This is a genomic window from Streptomyces sp. NBC_01089 (genome assembly GCF_045162975.1).
In the GTDB taxonomy this organism is placed as follows: Bacteria; Actinomycetota; Actinomycetes; order Streptomycetales; family Streptomycetaceae; genus Streptomyces.
The window spans coordinates 6,964,904-6,981,593 of sequence record NZ_CP108660.1 but is presented as its reverse complement, the minus strand read 5'-3'; the positions used below and the strand labels follow the sequence as shown (position 1 = coordinate 6,981,593).

At 71.3% G+C, this 16,690-nt stretch carries 17 protein-coding genes; 8 read left to right on the top strand and 9 right to left on the bottom strand.

The genetic code is table 11. From position 1 onward, the window contains the following. The first annotated feature begins 181 nt into the window (after positions 1–181). The 7 genes from OG510_RS31390 to OG510_RS31360 all read left to right on the top strand — a co-directional run bounded on the left by OG510_RS31390 (position 182) and on the right by OG510_RS31360 (position 6,266). Positions 182–934 (top strand): GntR family transcriptional regulator, encoded by a 753-nt coding sequence (locus tag OG510_RS31390; protein ID WP_406141229.1) that lies wholly within the window; start codon positions 182–184, stop codon positions 932–934. After that, a complete protein-coding gene (locus OG510_RS31385) occupies positions 931–1,959 on the top strand; it encodes a carbohydrate kinase family protein (protein ID WP_406141228.1) in 1,029 nt (342 codons plus the stop codon). Before OG510_RS31390 ends, OG510_RS31385 begins: the two co-directional genes overlap by 4 nt. Further along, entirely contained in the window at positions 1,956–2,717 is a 762-nt protein-coding gene (locus OG510_RS31380; RefSeq protein ID WP_406141226.1) for a hypothetical protein, read from the top strand. Before OG510_RS31385 ends, OG510_RS31380 begins: the two co-directional genes overlap by 4 nt. Next, the gene (locus OG510_RS31375) at positions 2,714–3,025 is read left to right on the top strand and encodes a hypothetical protein (protein ID WP_406141224.1); all 312 of its coding nucleotides are present in this window, start codon (positions 2,714–2,716) and stop codon (positions 3,023–3,025) included. Before OG510_RS31380 ends, OG510_RS31375 begins: the two co-directional genes overlap by 4 nt. Positions 3,026–3,066: 41 nt before the next feature. Next, a complete protein-coding gene (locus tag OG510_RS31370) occupies positions 3,067–3,951 on the top strand; it encodes a BtpA/SgcQ family protein (protein WP_406141223.1) in 885 nt (294 codons plus the stop codon). A 241-nt stretch (positions 3,952–4,192) separates the two neighbouring features. Further along, on the top strand, positions 4,193–4,876 hold the full coding sequence (locus tag OG510_RS31365) for a TenA family protein (protein ID WP_406141221.1): 684 nt from the start codon (positions 4,193–4,195) through the stop codon (positions 4,874–4,876). A gap of 115 nt (positions 4,877–4,991) precedes the next feature. Further along, positions 4,992–6,266: an MFS transporter gene (locus OG510_RS31360; protein WP_406141220.1), complete on the top strand. Its 1,275-nt coding sequence runs from the start codon at positions 4,992–4,994 to the stop codon at positions 6,264–6,266. A gap of 66 nt (positions 6,267–6,332) precedes the next feature. Here the strand turns inward: OG510_RS31360 and OG510_RS31355 are convergent, their stop codons facing one another. The 8 genes from OG510_RS31355 to infC all read right to left on the bottom strand — a co-directional run bounded on the left by OG510_RS31355 (position 6,333) and on the right by infC (position 15,038). After that, positions 6,333–7,370 carry a PP2C family protein-serine/threonine phosphatase gene (locus OG510_RS31355; protein WP_406141218.1) on the bottom strand — a complete coding sequence of 346 codons (1,038 nt, stop codon included), beginning with the start codon at positions 7,368–7,370 and terminating at the stop codon, positions 6,333–6,335. 167 nt (positions 7,371–7,537) lie between these two features. After that, complete coding sequence (pheT, locus tag OG510_RS31350) at positions 7,538–10,063, bottom strand: phenylalanine--tRNA ligase subunit beta (protein WP_406141216.1); 2,526 nt, start codon at positions 10,061–10,063, stop codon at positions 7,538–7,540. Next, positions 10,063–11,190 carry a phenylalanine--tRNA ligase subunit alpha gene (pheS, locus tag OG510_RS31345; RefSeq protein ID WP_406141215.1) on the bottom strand — a complete coding sequence of 376 codons (1,128 nt, stop codon included), beginning with the start codon at positions 11,188–11,190 and terminating at the stop codon, positions 10,063–10,065. Before pheS ends, pheT begins: the two co-directional genes overlap by 1 nt. Before the next feature lie 174 nt (positions 11,191–11,364). Further along, the gene (locus tag OG510_RS31340; protein WP_406141213.1) at positions 11,365–12,507 is read right to left on the bottom strand and encodes an ATP-binding protein; all 1,143 of its coding nucleotides are present in this window, start codon (positions 12,505–12,507) and stop codon (positions 11,365–11,367) included. A gap of 54 nt (positions 12,508–12,561) precedes the next feature. Beyond that, entirely contained in the window at positions 12,562–13,419 is an 858-nt protein-coding gene (locus tag OG510_RS31335; protein ID WP_406141212.1) for a TrmH family RNA methyltransferase, read from the bottom strand. A gap of 135 nt (positions 13,420–13,554) precedes the next feature. Then, on the bottom strand, positions 13,555–13,941 hold the full coding sequence (gene rplT, locus OG510_RS31330) for a 50S ribosomal protein L20 (protein WP_164266673.1): 387 nt from the start codon (positions 13,939–13,941) through the stop codon (positions 13,555–13,557). Positions 13,942–14,046: 105 nt separating this feature from the next. Further along, on the bottom strand, positions 14,047–14,241 hold the full coding sequence (gene rpmI / locus OG510_RS31325) for a 50S ribosomal protein L35 (protein ID WP_164266672.1): 195 nt from the start codon (positions 14,239–14,241) through the stop codon (positions 14,047–14,049). Between the two features lie 122 nt (positions 14,242–14,363). Further along, a complete protein-coding gene (infC, locus tag OG510_RS31320; protein ID WP_406141211.1) occupies positions 14,364–15,038 on the bottom strand; it encodes a translation initiation factor IF-3 in 675 nt (224 codons plus the stop codon). 362 nt (positions 15,039–15,400) lie between these two features. Here infC and OG510_RS31315 point away from each other — a divergent pair, with 362 nt between their 5' ends. After that, positions 15,401–15,775, top strand: a complete 375-nt coding sequence (locus OG510_RS31315; RefSeq protein WP_164266670.1) for a DUF1844 domain-containing protein — start codon at positions 15,401–15,403, stop codon at positions 15,773–15,775. Here the strand turns inward: OG510_RS31315 and OG510_RS31310 are convergent. After that, on the bottom strand, positions 15,766–16,617 hold the full coding sequence (locus tag OG510_RS31310; RefSeq protein ID WP_406141209.1) for an MIP family channel protein: 852 nt from the start codon (positions 16,615–16,617) through the stop codon (positions 15,766–15,768). The genes OG510_RS31315 and OG510_RS31310 overlap by 10 nt on opposite strands. Positions 16,618–16,690 lie beyond the last annotated feature (73 nt).

Genomic DNA, 16,690 nt, shown 5'->3' with positions numbered 1-16,690 from the left:
CGTCGCTCACCTGCTCAGGGGCGTACCGGATCGTTGAGGCTGGACCGTAGGGCGCGAACGGCGGAACCGTCAACGGGGCCGCACCCCGGCACGGCCCGCACACTCTCCGTCCGATCCCTTCACGCAAAGTTATGTGATCCGATCGGTTGACCAAACGTCATGACGTTCGCATGATTTGGGCATGGCTTGGGACGACGAAGACTTGATGGACGGCCCGGTGTCGAAGTGGCATCAGATCGCCGAGCGGCTCCGCTCGGCGCTCGCCAAGGGGGAGTTCGCCCCTGGTGATGCCCTGCCGTCCGAGACAGTGCTCACCCGGCGCTTCGGCATCAGCCGGACCACGGCGCGCAGCGCGCTGAACGAGCTGGAGAACGAACAGCTGGTGACCCGGCGCTCCGGGCAGGGCACCATCGTGCTCCCGCCGAAGGTCGAGCAGCCGCTGAACCTGCTGGCCTCGTTCGCGGACGACATGCGGGCGCGCGGTCTGCGCCCCGGATACCGGCTCAACGGCGTCACCGTCCAGCCCGCCCCCGCGGAGGTCGCCAGGGAACTGGGCGTCGAAGAGGGCGCCCGTACGGTCTGCGTGGACCGGGTGCTGCTGGCCGACGACGAGCCGATCGCCTCCAGCGTCTCCTGGCTGGCGGCCCGGATCGCCGACCCGGCAGCGCCCCCCGGCGAGGACGCGCTGCGGGACACCTCGCTGTACGAGTGGATCGAGCGGACCACCGGTACGCGGATCAGCTCGGGGCGCGAGTACATCGACGGCGGCGTCGCCGACGCTCAGCTGGCCAAGTCGCTGGAGATCGCCAAGGGCGCCCCGATCCTGATCGCTCGCAGGCGCGCGCTGTCGGCCGCCGGGGACCCGCTGGAGTATGTGACGATCACCTACCGCGCGGACCGCTACCGCTTCCGGATCGAGCTGGCCCGCCCATGAGCACCCTCACAGGTACGAAGGCAACTCCCTTGACCGGCACCGCCGATGGCCCCGCGCCGGGCCAACGCCTCGCCGGAACGGCACTGTTCGTCGGGGACACGGTGTTCGACACCACGGTACGGGTCGGCTCCCTTCCCGCGGCCGACGAGAAGGTGGTGAGCGCCGACCTCACGGACGCCCTCGGCGGCGTGGTGACCAACGCGGCCCTCGCCTGCTCCCTCACCGGGGCGCCGACGGCGCTGGTCAGCGCGGTCGGATCGGACCCGGCGGGCCGGGAGTGCGTCGCCAGGGCGGAGCGTGCCGGTATGGACTTCCGGCCCGAGGTGACGGACGGCCGTTCCAGCCGCGCCGTCATCACCATCGCCGCGGACGGCGAGAAGCACCTCGTCCTCGTGCCCGGCACGCGCATGTACCCGTCCGAAGAGGTGTGCCGCACCCTCCCGCTCGCCGGAACGGGGTGGCTGCACACGGCCGTCTACGACCCGGCCGCGGCCCGTACGCTCCTGGCGCGGTGCGCCGAGAGCGGGGTGCCCTGGTCGGTCGACCTGGAACCGGCGACGTTCGCCGACGGCATCGGGACACTCGCCGGCCATCTCGACGGCGCGGCCACGGTGTTCTGCAACACGCACGCCGCGCACGCCATCGGCCCGGCACCGGAACGGGTCCTCTTCGGTCTCGGCGCCCGCTCGGTGGTCTTCACCGACGGCGCACGCGGCGCCCGCTGGTGCACCCCGGGCGACCCGGACGATCCCGACGCCCCGGCCCACGTGGTCGCCGTCCCCGCGCCGGCCGACCCCCCGCCGGTGGTCGACACGACGGGCGCAGGTGACTGCCTCGCCGGTTCGTTCGTCGGGATGATGCTGGAGACCGGGGACCCGCTGGCCGCCCTGCGGTACGCGGTGACGGCCGCGTCCCATAGCTGCTCGGGGTTCGGGGCCGGTTCCTCCTACGCCACCCGCGCCGAAGTGCTGCGCCTGCACCGGCCTGCCGGTGCGCCGTCCGAAACGGGGGCCACCGCCTCATGACCCTGGTGAGCGAGGAGACGGACGTCTTCGAGGCCGCCCCGGGAGAGCGGTGCGCGGTGGTGTTCCTGGCCCGGTGGCGTACACCGCACCCGGCGGACCAGGACCGGATCGCGAGCGCCCTCGGGGAGGAGCTGGCTGCGCTGCGGGCCGAGGGCTGGCGGCTCTCGGTCGACCGCGTGCTGGCAGGCGGCCCGGACCAGGACCCGGACGCGCCCACGGTGTACGAGACCGGCTTCTCCCATGACGTCGACATCGTCGGCATGTTCGAGGCCCCGTCCCCGACGGCGGCGCTGGCCGGCACCGTACGGCTGGAGAGCGCCGGCTGGGGGCGCCTGCTGCGCACCGAATGGCTGCTCGGGCCACGGGAGTTCCTGCCCGTCGTCGGCGCCGCCTCGCGGCCGGAGCAGGACCAGTGGGCCTTCTTCGCGCTGTGGAAGTGGAACAGCGCCTGGCAGGCAGCGACCGCGCAGGAGCGGCGCGACTACGACCTGGAGTGCGATGTCGCGTTCGCGTCCGACGTACGCAACGGCGCGGCCATCGCCGGACGGCACCGTCTCGACGGCGCGAGCGAGTGGGACCACATCGGCGTCTGGCGGATCCCGGGCGTCGGGATGGCGGACGCGGCGATGCGCGAGCACGCGCGGGTGGCGGACTTCAAATTCACCACGTCCCGCCACTACATCGGTCGTCGCACCCGGCTCGACGACGCCCTTCGGCCGGGACACCTTCGAGAGGAAACGACGGAGGACAGGACATGAATGACGTCGTCTGGCTGCACCACTCCCTCCCGCGTACCAGCTGGTACGACCTCCCGCCCGGCCAACGAGCCCGGCACGAAAGGGACTTCCAGGAGCAGCGCACGGCATCCGAGCGGCACGGCGCCAGCATGAACGGCCGCTTCCACGTACGCGGGCAGAGCGACTACTCCCATGTGGAGATCTGGTCGTTCCCCAGCGCGGAGCACGCCTTCGACCACTGGTCCCGGCTGGTCGCCGCCGGATACACGGCCTGCTTCGAGTTCTCCAACCAGGTGGGCCTGGCCGACCCGGCCGACCCGCCCGCCTGAGCACCGCAAGCCCGTCACGAGACACCGCACGAGAGGAACCCATGAACACCCCTGCCCCCCGGACCGATGACCAGCGGCCGCTCGGCGTCTTCCCGCCCAAGGAGTCGGCGCTGGAGTCGATCTTCGGCACCGACCGTGCCGTCATCGGCGTCGTCCACTGCCCGCCGCTCCCGGGCAGCCCCCACTACCGCGGGCAGCCGATCGCCGAGCTGATCCAGTTCGCCGTGGAGGAGGCGACCGCGTACCGCGAGGGCGGCGTACACGGCCTGATCGTGGAGAACGCCTGGGACCTGCCCTTCCCCAAGCCTGAGGACCAGGGCTTCGAGACGGCGGCCACCCTGGCCGTGCTCGGCGACCACGTACGCGAGAAGGTCGGACTGCCCGTCGGCGTCAACGTCCTCGCGAACGGGGCGCACTGCTCGATAGCCACCGCTCAGGCGTCCCAGTCGTCCTTCGTACGCGTCAACCAGTGGGCGAACGCCTATGTCGCCAACGAGGGCTTCATGGAAGGGCTCGCTCCCTCCGCGACCCGCTACCGTGCGACGCTGCGCGCCGAACACCTGAAGGTCTTCGCCGACGTCCACGTCAAGCACGGCTCGCACTCCATCATCGCCGACCGCTCGCTGGCCGAACAGACCGAGGACGCCGAGTTCTTCGACGCGGACGTGCTCATCGCCACGGGCGGACGCACCGGTGACGAGGCCGCCGAGAGCGAGGTCCGGGGCATCCTGGACGCCACCCGGCTGCCGGTGATCATCGGCTCGGGCATGAACGACGGCAACGCCGAGCGGCTGCTGTCCCTGTGTCACGGGGCCATCGTGGCCTCCGCGCTGAAGGAGAACGGCCGCTGGTGGGGCCGGGTCGACCAGGCGAAGGTCCGGGCCTTCACCCGCCACGCCGAGAAGGCCGGCTACCAGCTCCCGTAACACGGCCTGCCTCGCGGGCCCGTCCGTCCCTTCCGACGGCCTGTCCGCCGTCGACCGACGCGCCCCGCCGAGCGATCCGCCCCTGTGACCGGCCGATGCGGCCGATGCGGCGCACCCGCGCCCCGCCGCGCGCCCGCGCCCCGCCGCGTACTTGTGCCCGCCGCCCGCGTGCCGCATCCGCCGGGTCCTCTTTCCCCACCCACCGCAGCACATGGCCCATGGCCCATGTGGAGGTACCCCCATGCCCGAACCAGCTTCCCCGCAGCACCCGAACCCGCCGGTACCGCCCGAACCGCCGCTGAGCGCACGGCTCATCAGCCGGAACACGGCGGACTGGGAGCAGGCGCTCGGGATGCGCTTCGTCCGCGAGGTCACGTCCGACACCGTCAGCGACGCCGTCTTCGCCCGGTATCTGCACTTCGAGCGGGAGTTCGTGGACACCGCGGCCCGGCTGGCGGGAGCCGCGGTACGCGAGGCCCCCACCCCCGCCGCCCTGGCCGGGCACGCCCGTACCCTGCACGCGCTGGTCACCGACCAGTACGCGTACTTCACCGAGGCACTGCGGACCACGGGCGTGCCGGAGACCGGCGAACGGGCCGGGGCACAGGCCGCCACCCTCACCGAAGAAGTACTCCGCGCTGCCGACTCCCTCGGCTATGCGGGGGTGGTGACCTGCATGTACGCGGCGGAGTCGCTGTACCGGCAGTGGTGCGCCACTGCCGTGCGCACGCCGTCGGCGCGCACCGAGGTCGCGGACTGGGTGCGCCTGCACACCGTCGCCCCCTTCACCACCCAGGTGCGCTTCCTGGCGGACGAGATCGACGCGCTGAACAGTACCCCGGCTGCCGAGGCCGAACTGGTCGCGGTCTTCGGCCGGGTCCTCGCCGCCGAGGTCCGCTTCCACGACGCCGCCTACATCGAATGACACCCCGTACCCGAACGACCCGTACTCCAACGCCCCGTACCCGAAGTACCCGTACAGCCCCGAACGAGACCGCCCCGCACTGCTGATCGCTCGTAGCTACCCGGAAGGTGGAGCGATGCCGGACCTCCGTACACCCAGGAATCTCCTCGAAAAGGCCGGCCTCCCCCGGCCTCTGGCGCTGGGATATCTGGCACTGGCGCTCTTCATGATCGGAGACGGCGTCGAACAGGGCTATCTGTCGGCGTTCCTGACCGATCAGGGCTTCGCCGCCCACCACATCGCGGTGATGTTCACTCTCTACGGCGTGACCGCGGGGATCTCCGCGTGGATGGCCGCCGCACTCTCCGACGTGTTCGGACCACGCCGTCTGATGCTGGCGGGCGCCGTGGTCTGGGTGATCTTCCACGCCCTGTTCGTGACGCTCGGCGTGATGGACCACTCGGGCGCACTGCTGCTGGTCTGCTACGGGCTCCGCGGGTTCGGATACCCGCTGTTCGCCTACGGGTTCCTCATGTGGATCGTCAAGACGGCGCAGCCCGCCCGGCTCGGCATGGCCGTCGGCTGGTTCTGGTTCGCCTACATCGCCGGCTTCTCGACCCTGAGCCCGCTGCTCGCCAAGGCGAGCATCGCCGTCATCGGCCCGCTGCCCACGCTCTGGGCGGGGCTGGTGGTGATCGCGGCCGGCACGGCGCTCGCACTGGCCGTGCGGGCACCCGGCGGGAACCGGCCGGTCTCGAAGCTCGACGAGAACCCGCTGCGCGGCCTGGTCAACGGCGTCTCTGTGCTGTGGCAGGAGCCGAAGGTCGCCGTGGCCGGTCTCGTCCGGGTCATCAACGGCGTCTCGCAGTTCGGCTTCCCGGTCTTCCTGCCCGTCTACTTCACCAAGTCCCTGGGGTTCCCGCTCGGGGACTGGCTCACCATCTACTCCGTGATGTACCTGGTGAATCTGGGCGCCAATCTGCTCGCAGGTTACTGGGGCGACCGCTACGGCATCACGCCCGTGCTGCGCTGGATGGGGTGCGCGGGCTGCGCCGTCACCACCGTCGCCTTCTACTACATCCCGACCGCCACGCACAGCTTCTGGCTGTCCCTGCTCACCGGCTCCCTCTTCTGCGCCTGCCTGGCCGGCTTCTCGCCCATGTCCGCGCTGATGCCGCAGATCGCGCCGCAGCGTACCGGCGCCGCCATGGCCGGGCTCAACCTCGGCGCCGGCCTCGGCACCGCGGCCGGGCCCGCGCTGGTGAGCCTGTGCCTCGGGCCGCTCGGTGTGGCGGGCGTCATGTGGGTGTTCGGCGCGTGCTACGCGCTCGGCGCCGTCCTGACCCTCTTCCTCAGGGTGTCGTCGCGCACCCCGGTCCCCGCCCCGGACAGCGGACTCCCCGTCTCCTGAGCACCCCGAACTACCCTCCACCGGCCTGGGCTTCCTCCGTACGGGCTTCCCCTCCGCCCGCCCGCCTCAGAGAGCGGACCGTGCCGTACTGACCGGATCCGGCCTGACACATGTCCTGCTGCGGTCGTTGCGCAGGACGAGCAGCGCCACATCGTCGGTGGTGCGGCCGCCGGTGTGCCGCAGCAGCGCCCGGTGCACCCGCTGGATCACCCGGGCAGGCGTGGGGGCACCGTCGGCCGCCGCAGCCGACAGCGCCTCCTCCAGGCGGAAGAACCGGCCCGCCGAGTCCCGCGCGTCCGTCGCCCCGTCGGTGTGCAGGAACAGCGCGTCACCCGGCAGCAGCCGGCCGCACCGGTCCGCCTCCACGGCCGGGGGCAGCGGGAACGCACCCAGCGGTGGCAACGGCTCGCCCCCGCTGAGCGGTTCCGCCGCCTTCCCCAGCCGGTAGGGCCACGGATGCCCGCAGTTGACCGCCGTCATCACCCCCTCGCCGTCGATCTCCAGGAGCAGGACGGTCACGAACTCCTCGGCCGACGGATGGCCGGGATCGGCGCCGCCCGCCGCCGGGTGCTCCTGCCGGGACCGCTCCCGCAGGTGCCGGTCCAGCGCCCGCTCCAGCTTCCTCGCCACGCCAGGCAGTTCGGGCTCGTCGTGCGCGGCCTCCCGGAAGCTTCCCAGGACCGCGGCCACCGCGCCGATGGCCGCCAGTCCGTGCCCGCGTACATCCCCGATCACCAGGCGCACCCCGTGCACCGTGGCCAGCGCCTCGTAGAGGTCCCCGCCGACCACCGCGCCCCGCGACGCGGAGAGCTGGCTCGCGGCGACGGCGAGACCGTCGATCCGCGCGGGCAGCGGCCTGAGCAGCACCCGCTGCGTGGCGTACGCGACGGCGCGCACCTGCCTCAACTCCCGTACCGGGCCCAGCCGGACCCCCGCGAGCACACAGCCGGCCAGGGAGAGCAGCGCGGAGCTGAAGGCCAGCCGGACGGTGATGCTGTCGTCGCCGAACGGCGAGCCGGCCAGCTCCCAGCCGACCAGGACGGCCAGCCCGACCGCGGGGAGGCCGAAGACGACCGCTCCCCGCCATCCTCCGGTTCGGATCATGCCGCCGCCCCTCATGTGCCGGTCGGTCTTATGATCGGGCGCGTCGATTCTGTCCGCGGTGTGCGTCCGTTGCCGTACTCAGCAGCGCTTCTCACCCGAACGAGTGAGGGGCGCGCCCGGAGATCCGGACACGCCCCTCAGTGGTTCCGCCGTACGCGGAACGGCGGTTACGCGCCGCGCAGCACCGCCCCGGTCCGCTCGGCTGCGAGCGCCACAGCGGCGTCCCTGGCCGCGGTCGCCTCGTCGACGGTCAGCGTGCGGTCGGCCGCGCGGAAGCGCAGCGCGTACGCCAGGGACTTCTTGCCCTCGCCGATCTGCTCACCGGTGAAGACGTCGAACAGCCGCAGCGATTCGAGGAGTTCACCGGCGCCCTCGTGCAGCGCCGCCTCGACGTCCACGGCCGGCACTCCGGCGGGAACGATGAGCGCGACATCCTGGGTCGCCACCGGGAAGGAGGAGATCCGGGGCGCGACGAGCGTCGTGGCGGCCCGCTCCAGCACATCGAGCTCCAGCTCCATGGCGCAGCTTCGCTCGGGGAGGTGGAACGCCTTGATGACGCGCGGGTGCAGCTCGCCCGCGTGCCCGGCGAGGACTTCGGCGCCGTCCACGACCACGTACAGCGCGGCGCAGCGGCCGGGGTGCCACGGTTCGTGCTGTGCGCCGCGGACGATCAGCTCGACACCGGCCTCGCGGCCGACGGTACGGGCCGACTCGACGGCGTCCGCCCAGTCGGCCGGGCGGCCCTTGCCCCACCAGCCGGCCTGCTCACGGGCACCGGCCAGGACGGCGGCGACGCGGCGCGGCTGGCGCGGCAGCGCGGCGGTGACCTCGGCGATCTCCTCGTCGGTCGGCCTGCGGTCGACGGGCAGCCGCGCGGGCACCCGCTCGTCGCCGGTCGGCCGGAAGACCAGGCCGGTCTCGAAGAGCGCGAGGTCGTGCGAGCCGCGTCCGGTGTTGCGCCGCAGCGCGCCGAGCAGCCCGGGCAGCAGCGTGGTGCGCAGCGCGGGCTCCTCGTCGGAGAGCGGGTTGACCAGCTTGACCGTGGTCCGGCGCGGGTCGTCGGCGGCCAGCCCGAGCTGGTCGAAGGCGGCGTCGCCGGTGAACGGGTAGTTCAGCGCCTCGACGAACCCGGCACCGGCCAGCGCGCGGCCGACCCTGCGGTGCAGCCGCTGCCGCTCGGTGAGCCCGCGGCCTGCCGGGGGCCTGGGCAGCGTCGACGGGAGGTTCTCGTACCCCTCCAGACGGATGACCTCTTCGGCCAGGTCGTTGGGGTAGGCGAGGTCGGGGCGCCAGGACGGCACGGTGACGATCAGCTCGTCCTGCCCGTAGACATCGCAGCCGACCTGCTGGAGACGGCGTACGACGGTCTCCCGCCCGTACGCGACGCCCGCCACCTTGTCCGGGTGGTCGGCGGGCATCCGGAGGGTGCGCGGCGCGGACGGCGCCACGACCTCGGTGACCCCGGCCTCGGCGGTGCCGCCCGCGAGCAGCACCAGGAGGTCGACGGTCCGCTGGGCGGCCGCCGAAGCGGCCTCCGGGTCGACGCCACGCTCGAAGCGCTTGGACGCCTCGGAGGCAAGCTTGTGGCGGCGTGCGGTACGGGAGACGGAGAGCGCGTCGAAGTGCGCGGCCTCGATGACGACGTCGGTGGTGCCGCTGAGCTGCCCGGTCTCCGGGTCGGCGGTGACGTCGGCGATCTCCGTGTTGGCCCCGCCCATCACACCGGCGAGCCCGATGGGGCCGCGGTCGTCCGTGATGACCAGGTCACCGGCGTCGAGTACGCGCGCGGTCCCGTCGAGGGTGGTGAACTTCTCGCCGGCCACGGCCCTGCGTACGCCGATCGGCCCGTCGATCCGGGTGCGGTCGTAGGCGTGCAGCGGCTGGCCGAGCTCCAGCATCACGTAGTTGGTGATGTCGACGGCGAGCGAGACCGGCCGCATACCGGCCTTCTGCAGCCGGCGCTGGAGCCAGATCGGCGTCCGGGCCTCGACGTCGATGCCGGTGACGGTACGGGCGGTGAAGCGGTCGCAGCCACGCGGGTCGGCGATCTTCACCGGGTAGCCGAACGCGTTGGGCGGCGCCACGTCGAGCAGCGCGGGGTCGCTCAGCGGCAGCCCGTAGGCGGTGGCGGTCTCGCGTGCGACACCGCGGATCGACAGGGCGTAGCCGCGGTCCGGAGTGACGGCGATGTCGAGCACCTCGTCGACCAGTTCGAGCAGCGCGATGGCGTCGGTGCCCGGCTCGTGGCCCGGCGGCAGCACGATGATGCCGTGCGTGCCGTCGTCGCCCATGCCCAGCTCGTCGCCGGAGCAGATCATGCCGTGCGAGGTCTTGCCGTACGTCTTGCGCGCGGCGATCGCGAAGTCGCCGGGCAGCACGGCGCCGGGCAGGACCACGACGACCTTGTCGCCGACGGAGAAGTTCCGGGCGCCGCAGACGATCTCCTGCGGGGCTCCGGTGCCGTTGGCGCTGCCGACGTCGACGGTGCAGAAGCGGATGGGCTTCTTGAAGCCCTCCAGCTCCTCGATGGTCAGTACCTCTCCGACGACCAGCGGACCCTTGAGGCCCGCGCCGGTCTGCTCGACGGTCTCGACCTCCAGGCCGACGCCGATCAGCTTGGCCTGTACGTCACGGCCGGTCTCGGTGGCGGGGAGATCGACGTACTCCCGCAGCCAGGAAAGCGGGACCCGCATCAGATCTCCATCCCGAACGGCCGGGTGAACCGGATGTCACCCTCGACCATGTCTCGCATGTCTTCGACGTTGTGGCGGAACATCAGCATCCGTTCGATGCCGAACCCGAAGGCGAATCCGCTGTACTTCTGGGGGTCCACACCGCAGGCGGTGAGCACCTTGGGGTTGACCATCCCGCAGCCGCCCAGCTCGATCCAGCCCTCGCTCGAGCAGGTGCGGCACGGGCGGTCGGGGTTGCCCACCGAAGCGCCGCGGCAGACGTAGCACTGCATGTCCATCTCGGCGGACGGCTCGGTGAACGGGAAGTAGTTCGGGCGCAGCCGGGTCGTCATGTCCTGGCCGAAGAGTGCCTGCACCATGTGGTCCAGGGTGCCCTTCAGGTCGGCCATGGTGAGGCCCTCGTCCACGGCGAGCAGCTCGATCTGGTGGAAGACCGGGGTGTGCGTGGCGTCCAGCTCGTCGGTGCGGTAGACCCGCCCCGGGCAGACGACGTAGACGGGGGGCTCCCGGTCGAGCAGGGTGCGGGCCTGGACGGGCGAGGTGTGCGTCCGCAGCACGACACCGGACTCGTCGCCCTCGGTGCCCTCGGGGCCCTGGACGAAGAAGGTGTCCTGCATCTGCCGGGCCGGGTGGTCGGGCGTGAAGTTCAGGGCGTCGAAGTTGAACCACTCCGCCTCGACCTCGGGGCCCTCGGCGACCTCGTAGCCCATGGCCACGAAGATGTCCGAGACCCGCTCCATGAAGGTGGTCAGCGGATGGCGGGCGCCGGCGGGGGTGCGGTCGTAGGGCAGGGTGACGTCCACCGCCTCCTCGACCAGGACCCGCTCGTCGCGCTCGGTCTCCAGCTCCGCCTGGCGGGCCGCGAGGGCCTTGTTCACGGCGCCGCGTGCCATGCCCACGCGCTTGCCCGCGTCGGCCTTGGCCTGCGGCGGCAGCGCGCCGATCTCACGGTTGGCGAGCGCCAGCGGCGAGGTACCGCCGGTGTGGGCCGTCTTCGCGTGCGCGAGCGCGTCGAGATCGCCCGCGGCGGCGAAGGCGGCGAGCGCCTCATCGCGCATCCGCTCGATCTCTTCCGGTTTCAGTGCCTCGACCTCAACAGGGTCGTACGACTTGTTCGGTGCCGACATCTCTTCCCGTACTTCCGATTTCTGGCTGAGGCGACCTGCTCGCCGACAGCGACGTCAAGGACGCAAACGTGCCAAAGGTCGATTCTAGAGGTCGCATGGGGTCGAAGAAGCCCGCAGGTCCTCAGGCCCACCCGTCGCCCGCCGCCACCCTTGCACGACGCTTCGCGAAAATTCCTATTTCAGGTACGCCGGAGCCCCTACGGGCAGAATAAATCGGAACTCCGCGCCGCCGTTCGCCCCGCGGCCGACGGTGATCGTCCCGCCGTGCGCCTCGACGATGCCCTTGACGATGTACAGGCCGAGCCCGGTGCCGCCGCGCTTGCTGCCCCGCCAGAAGCGGGTGAAGACGCGGCTCATCGACTCCTCGGGGATACCGGGGCCCTCGTCGGTCACTGTGACGCCCGTCCCCTTCTCGTCGTTCTTCGCGGCGGCTGCCGCCACCTCGATGGTGACGGTTCCCTCACCGTGGCGCACCGCATTTTCCAGCAGGTTGCCCAGGATCTGGTCGATCTTGTCCGGGTCGGCCCAGAGATCGGGCAGCGGCTGGTGGATCCGGACCAGGAACCGGTCGGGGTCCTGGCCGGACGCGGTGTGGGCCTGGATGTGCCGGCCGACGGCGGCGCCGATGTCGACGGGCTGGCGGCGCAGCTCCAGGCGGCCCGAGTCGATGCGCGAGATGTCGAGCAGTTCGGCGATCAGCCGGGTGACGCGGTTGGCGTCGGCGTCGACGGTCTCCAGCATGAGGCGCTTCTGCGCGTCGGTGAAGCGCTCCCATTTCGCGAGCAGGGTCGCGGTGAATCCTTTGACCGAGGTCAGCGGGGAGCGCAGCTCGTGCGCGACGGTGGCTATCAGCTCGGCGTGGCTGCGCTCGGTACGGCGGCGCGCCTCGGTGCCCCGGAGCGAGACGATCACCCGCAGGACGGGCCCGGTGGGGTGCTCCCGTATGTACCGCGCGGAGACCAGCACCTCACGCCCGCCGGGCAGCAGCAGATTGCGTTCGGGCTGGCCGTAGCGGATGGCGAGCCCGCCGTACGGGTCGGTCAGGGTCCACCAGCGGCGGCCCTTGAGGTCCTCCAGCGGCAGCGCCTGCTCCAGCGGGCGGCCGAGTGCGGCAGCCCGCGGTACGGCGGTGATCCGTACGGCGGCGGTGTTGAAGCAGACGATCCGGCCGTGCTCGTCGGCGATGACCAGTCCGTCGGGGAGCTCGTCGGGGTCGATCCCCGGTCCGGTGGCGCCGCCGGTGCCGCCGGACACACCCGCTCCGTTCAGCACCGGTCCGTTTCCGTGTGACGACGCACTGCCCGATGAGACGGCCATCCCCGTATCCCACCTCTCCGAATAGCGCAGTGGGCCCCCGAACTCGTCACCCTACTAGCTGGAGGTGACGGAGCGGCACCCTCCGGAAGCGCGCTGCGCACGTGCGGAAGCGTAGAGACAGACGGCGGCCGCCGTGGCGAGATTGAGACTCTCGGCCCGGCCGTGGATGGGGACGCGGACCACCGCGTCGGCGAGGGCCCGGGTCTCCTCGGGGAGCCCCCATGCCTCGTTGCCGAACACCCAGGCGCTCGGGCCGCCCATGGTGCCCGCGTCGAGTTCGGCGTCCAGGTCGTCGTCGCCCGCGCCGTCGGCGGCGAGGATCCGTACCCCGGCGGCCTGCAGCCCGGCGACGGCCCGCTCGACGGGGACACCGACCGCGACGGGCAGATGGAAGTGCGAACCGACCGAAGCGCGTACGGACTTGGGGTTGTACAGGTCGACGGACGCGTCGGTGAGGACGACGGCGTCGGCGCCCGCCGCGTCGGCGCAGCGCAGCACCGTGCCGGCGTTGCCGGGGTCACGGACATGCGCGAGCACGGCGACCAGCCGGGGGCGGGCGGCGAGGATCTCGTCGAAGGGCGAGTCCAGGAAGCGGCAGACACCGACGAGGCCCTGCGGGGTGATGGTCTGGGAGAGTTCGGCGAGTACGTCGTCGCCGGCCAGGTGGATCCGCGCCCCGGCGTCCCGTGCCGCGGCAACGATGGCCGCGTACCGCTCGGCGGCCTCCACGGTGGTGAACAGCTCCACGAGCGTCGGCTCGCCGCCGGTCCGGTGCCGCACCGCCTCACGCACGGCCTGCGGCCCCTCGGCGATGAACCGGCGTTCCTTGGTACGGAAGTTGCGCCGGGCGAGCCGCTTGGCGGCGGCGACGCGCGGGGAGCGCGGGGAGATCAGCTCGGCGGGGGTGCCCATGGTCGGCGTTTCACCTTATTCACGTACGGGAGGGGCGCGTGCGGGGCTCGACCGGTGCACGGAACACAGCGGACCCGCAGGCGGCTTCCGCCTGCGGGTCCTGCCGGCCGGGCTCCGGCTGAAGTGCGTGCCTGATCAGGCAGCGGTCTTCGGCGCGTTGACGTCGCTCGGGAGCGCCTTCTGCGCGACCTCGACCAGCGCGGCGAACGCGTTGGTGTCGTTGACGGCCAGCTCGGCGAGGATCTTGCGGTCCACCTCGATGTTGGCGGCCTTCAGACCCTGGATGAGGCGGTTGTACGTCATGCCGTTCTCGCGGGCAGCGGCGTTGATGCGCTGGATCCACAGCTGACGGAAGTCGCCCTTGCGCTTCTTGCGGTCGTTGTAGTTGTAGACCAGGGAGTGGGTGACCTGCTCCTTGGCCTTGCGGTACAGGCGCGAACGCTGACCGCGGTAGCCCTTGGCCGCCTCGAGAACTGCCCGGCGCTTCTTGTGGGCGTTGACTGCCCGCTTGACGCGTGCCACTTGTTGACTCCTTGTAGCGGGGCCGTGGGTGAACTCACACGGCCCGGAAACGAATTGGTCCCGGTCCCGACATCGCGCCCCCGGGGATCACCGGGGGCGGCGACATCACTTGCCGAGAAGCTTCTTGATCTTCTTGGCGTCGGCCGGGGCCACCACGACGGTGCCGGTCAGCGAACGCGTCTTCTTGGACGACTTGTGCTCCAGCAGGTGGCGCTTGCCGGCGCGCTCACGGAGCACCTTGCCGGAGCCGGTGATCTTGAAGCGCTTGCTGGAGCCGCTGTGCGTCTTGTTCTTCGGCATCGCGCCGTACTCTCCTCGTCAGTGGCGCTCCCCCGGTGCGGGCACCGGAGACCGGGAGCGTCAGATCATTGGTATGTGTTCCGGGCGGAACCCCGGGGCCGCCTGGCTGGTGGCCCTTACGGTCACGCGTCGGAGGTGGTCTCGGCCGGTGCTTCGGCCTCTGCCTCGGCGACCTCGTCCTCGGAACCCTCGGCCGCGGTGCCCTGGCGCTCCGCCTTGCGGGCGGCCTGGGCCTCACGCGCCTCGGCCATGGCCTCGGTCTTCTTCTTGTGCGGGCCAAGCACCATGATCATGTTTCGGCCGTCCTGCTTCGGGTTCGACTCGATGAACCCGAGGTCCTCGACGTCCGAAGCGAGGCGCTGCAGCAGCCGGAAGCCCAGTTCGGGGCGGGACTGCTCGCGACCGCGGAACATGATCGTGATCTTGACCTTGTCGCCCTGCTTGAGGAAGCGCACGACGTGACCCTTTTTGGTGTCGTAGTCGTGCGGGTCGATCTTCGGCCGGAGCTTCATCTCCTTGATGACCGTGTGCGCCTGGTTCTTGCGCGCCTCACGGGCCTTCATGGCCGACTCGTACTTGAACTTCCCGTAATCCATGAGCTTGCACACGGGCGGACGGGCGGTCGCCGCGACCTCGACCAGGTCGAGGTCGTACTCCTGTGCCAGCTCCAGGGCCTTCGCGAGCGGGACAATGCCCACCTGCTCACCACTGGGTCCGACAAGTCGCACCTCGGGAACGCGAATCCGGTCGTTGATGCGGGGCTCGGCGCTGATGGATCCTCCTCGGTAGCACCACACGGCTCTCTGGCAGACAGCCGCGTAACGTCTGTTTAGACAGACCAACCGCACCTGGAACATGAAAAACGCCCCGGACGGGACACAGGCGGGAGCTCCTCACATACCGGAGCACCGCCGCGTCGACCGCGGGGCGCACATCGGGTGGCTTCCATCGTCCGTACGGAACGATGGGCGCCGCCTGACCGGTGACCCGCCGTCCCGGAGGACAGTCAGGTGGGAGATCGGAGCCTCCACTTGTGGGCCGGGCACTCAGGTGTCCGGCCGGTCGTTACACAAGGTTAGCACCCCGGACGCGGTGCGGCGAACCGGTCCGCGGCGGCCTCCGCGCGGGGGCGGCAGGGCCACCGCATATCGTGTGCGTCATGAGCGACGCGACCCCCTCCCCCACCCCCGAAGAAGAAGCCCCCGGCTTCGACTCCATGACCCGTGACATCGCGGACGTCCCCGCGGTCGAGGTGATCACGACGGTCGCGGTTCATCTGATGAGCTCGGCCGCCGTCAACCTGGGCCTGGCCGAGGACGGCGAGAAGCACAAGGACCTGGACGAGGCCCGGAAGCTGATCCAGGCGCTCGCCGGACTGATCACGGCGAGCGCCACGGAGATCAGCTCCTTCCACGCGGCGCCGCTGCGCGACGGCCTGAAATCGCTCCAGCTGGCGTTCCGCGAGGCGTCCGCGGTGCCCGACGAGCCGGGTGAGGGCCCCGGCGAGAAGTACACCGGGCCGGTCTACGGCTGAGAACGGGGCCCGCGCCTGATCCACGAGGTTCCCCGCTGACCGGCCCTGGCGGCACCGCCCGGGGAGCCGGCCGCGGCAGAGCCGTCCTCCGCGGAGTCGGCCGGGGCTTCGCCGGCCGGCCCGCCGTTCAGCGGCCGCTCCCCGTGCCCGGTGAGGCCGGTGGGGTGGGTGAAGCGGTGCGCGTAGGCCGCGATCGCCCCGCCGATCAGCGGCGCCACGATGAACAGCCACAGCTGGGAGAGCGCGGCGCCGCCGGCGAAGAGGGCCGGGCCGAAGCTGCGCGCCGGGTTCACCGATGTACCGGTCAGCGGGATGCCGATCAGGTGGACCGTGGCGAGCGCCAGACCGATGGGCAGCCCGTCGAAGCCCACGACGGCCACCTTGTGGGTCACGGCCAGGACGACGAAGACGAAGACGAAGGTCAGCACCACTTCCACCAGGAAGGCGCCGCCCAGGTTGATGTGCACGGCCGAGCGGTTGTCGTAGCCGTTGCTGCCGAACAGGCCGTCGGTCTTGATCCCCGGCACCTGCTTGGTGAGCAGGAAGAGCAGGGCCGAACCGACGATGCTGCCGAGGAACTGCGCGATCCAGTACTCCACCGCCCTGCGCAGATCGATGCGCCCGGCCAGCAGCATGCCCAGGGTCACGGCCGGGTTGATGTGGCAGCCCGATATCGCGCCGAGCGAGTAGGCCAGCGCCAGCATGATGAAGCCGAACGTGAGCGCGATGCCGAAGGCACCGATGTACTCACTGGCGAGCACCACGGATCCCACCGCGACGAACACCAGCAGCAGAGTTCCCAGGAACTCCGCGGCTATCCTCCGCGTCTCCGTCGTCTCCATAGCTCCACCTCACGAAGATTGTCGGATTTCTCCGCAATTATTCGTCGGAAGAGCCTGGACTGCCTCTCGGGGC

Excerpts from the sequence above, each read along its gene's own strand:
- OG510_RS31380 (WP_406141226.1), top strand. The coding sequence starts at position 1,956 with ATGACCCTGGTGAGCGAGGAGACGGACGTCTTCGAGGCCGCCCCGGGA.
- pheS (WP_406141215.1), bottom strand. The coding sequence starts at position 11,190 with ATGTCGGCACCGAACAAGTCGTACGACCCTGTTGAGGTCGAGGCACTG.
- OG510_RS31310 (WP_406141209.1), bottom strand. The coding sequence starts at position 16,617 with ATGGAGACGACGGAGACGCGGAGGATAGCCGCGGAGTTCCTGGGAACT.
- OG510_RS31370 (WP_406141223.1), top strand. The coding sequence starts at position 3,067 with ATGAACACCCCTGCCCCCCGGACCGATGACCAGCGGCCGCTCGGCGTC.
- OG510_RS31375 (WP_406141224.1), top strand. The coding sequence starts at position 2,714 with ATGAATGACGTCGTCTGGCTGCACCACTCCCTCCCGCGTACCAGCTGG.
- OG510_RS31385 (WP_406141228.1), top strand. The coding sequence starts at position 931 with ATGAGCACCCTCACAGGTACGAAGGCAACTCCCTTGACCGGCACCGCC.
- OG510_RS31360 (WP_406141220.1), top strand. The coding sequence starts at position 4,992 with ATGCCGGACCTCCGTACACCCAGGAATCTCCTCGAAAAGGCCGGCCTC.
- OG510_RS31390 (WP_406141229.1), top strand. The coding sequence starts at position 182 with ATGGCTTGGGACGACGAAGACTTGATGGACGGCCCGGTGTCGAAGTGG.
- OG510_RS31335 (WP_406141212.1), bottom strand. The coding sequence starts at position 13,419 with ATGGGCACCCCCGCCGAGCTGATCTCCCCGCGCTCCCCGCGCGTCGCC.
- rpmI (WP_164266672.1), bottom strand. The coding sequence starts at position 14,241 with ATGCCGAAGAACAAGACGCACAGCGGCTCCAGCAAGCGCTTCAAGATC.
- OG510_RS31340 (WP_406141213.1), bottom strand. The coding sequence starts at position 12,507 with ATGGCCGTCTCATCGGGCAGTGCGTCGTCACACGGAAACGGACCGGTG.
- OG510_RS31315 (WP_164266670.1), top strand. The coding sequence starts at position 15,401 with ATGAGCGACGCGACCCCCTCCCCCACCCCCGAAGAAGAAGCCCCCGGC.
- pheT (WP_406141216.1), bottom strand. The coding sequence starts at position 10,063 with ATGCGGGTCCCGCTTTCCTGGCTGCGGGAGTACGTCGATCTCCCCGCC.
- OG510_RS31355 (WP_406141218.1), bottom strand. The coding sequence starts at position 7,370 with ATGATCCGAACCGGAGGATGGCGGGGAGCGGTCGTCTTCGGCCTCCCC.
- OG510_RS31365 (WP_406141221.1), top strand. The coding sequence starts at position 4,193 with ATGCCCGAACCAGCTTCCCCGCAGCACCCGAACCCGCCGGTACCGCCC.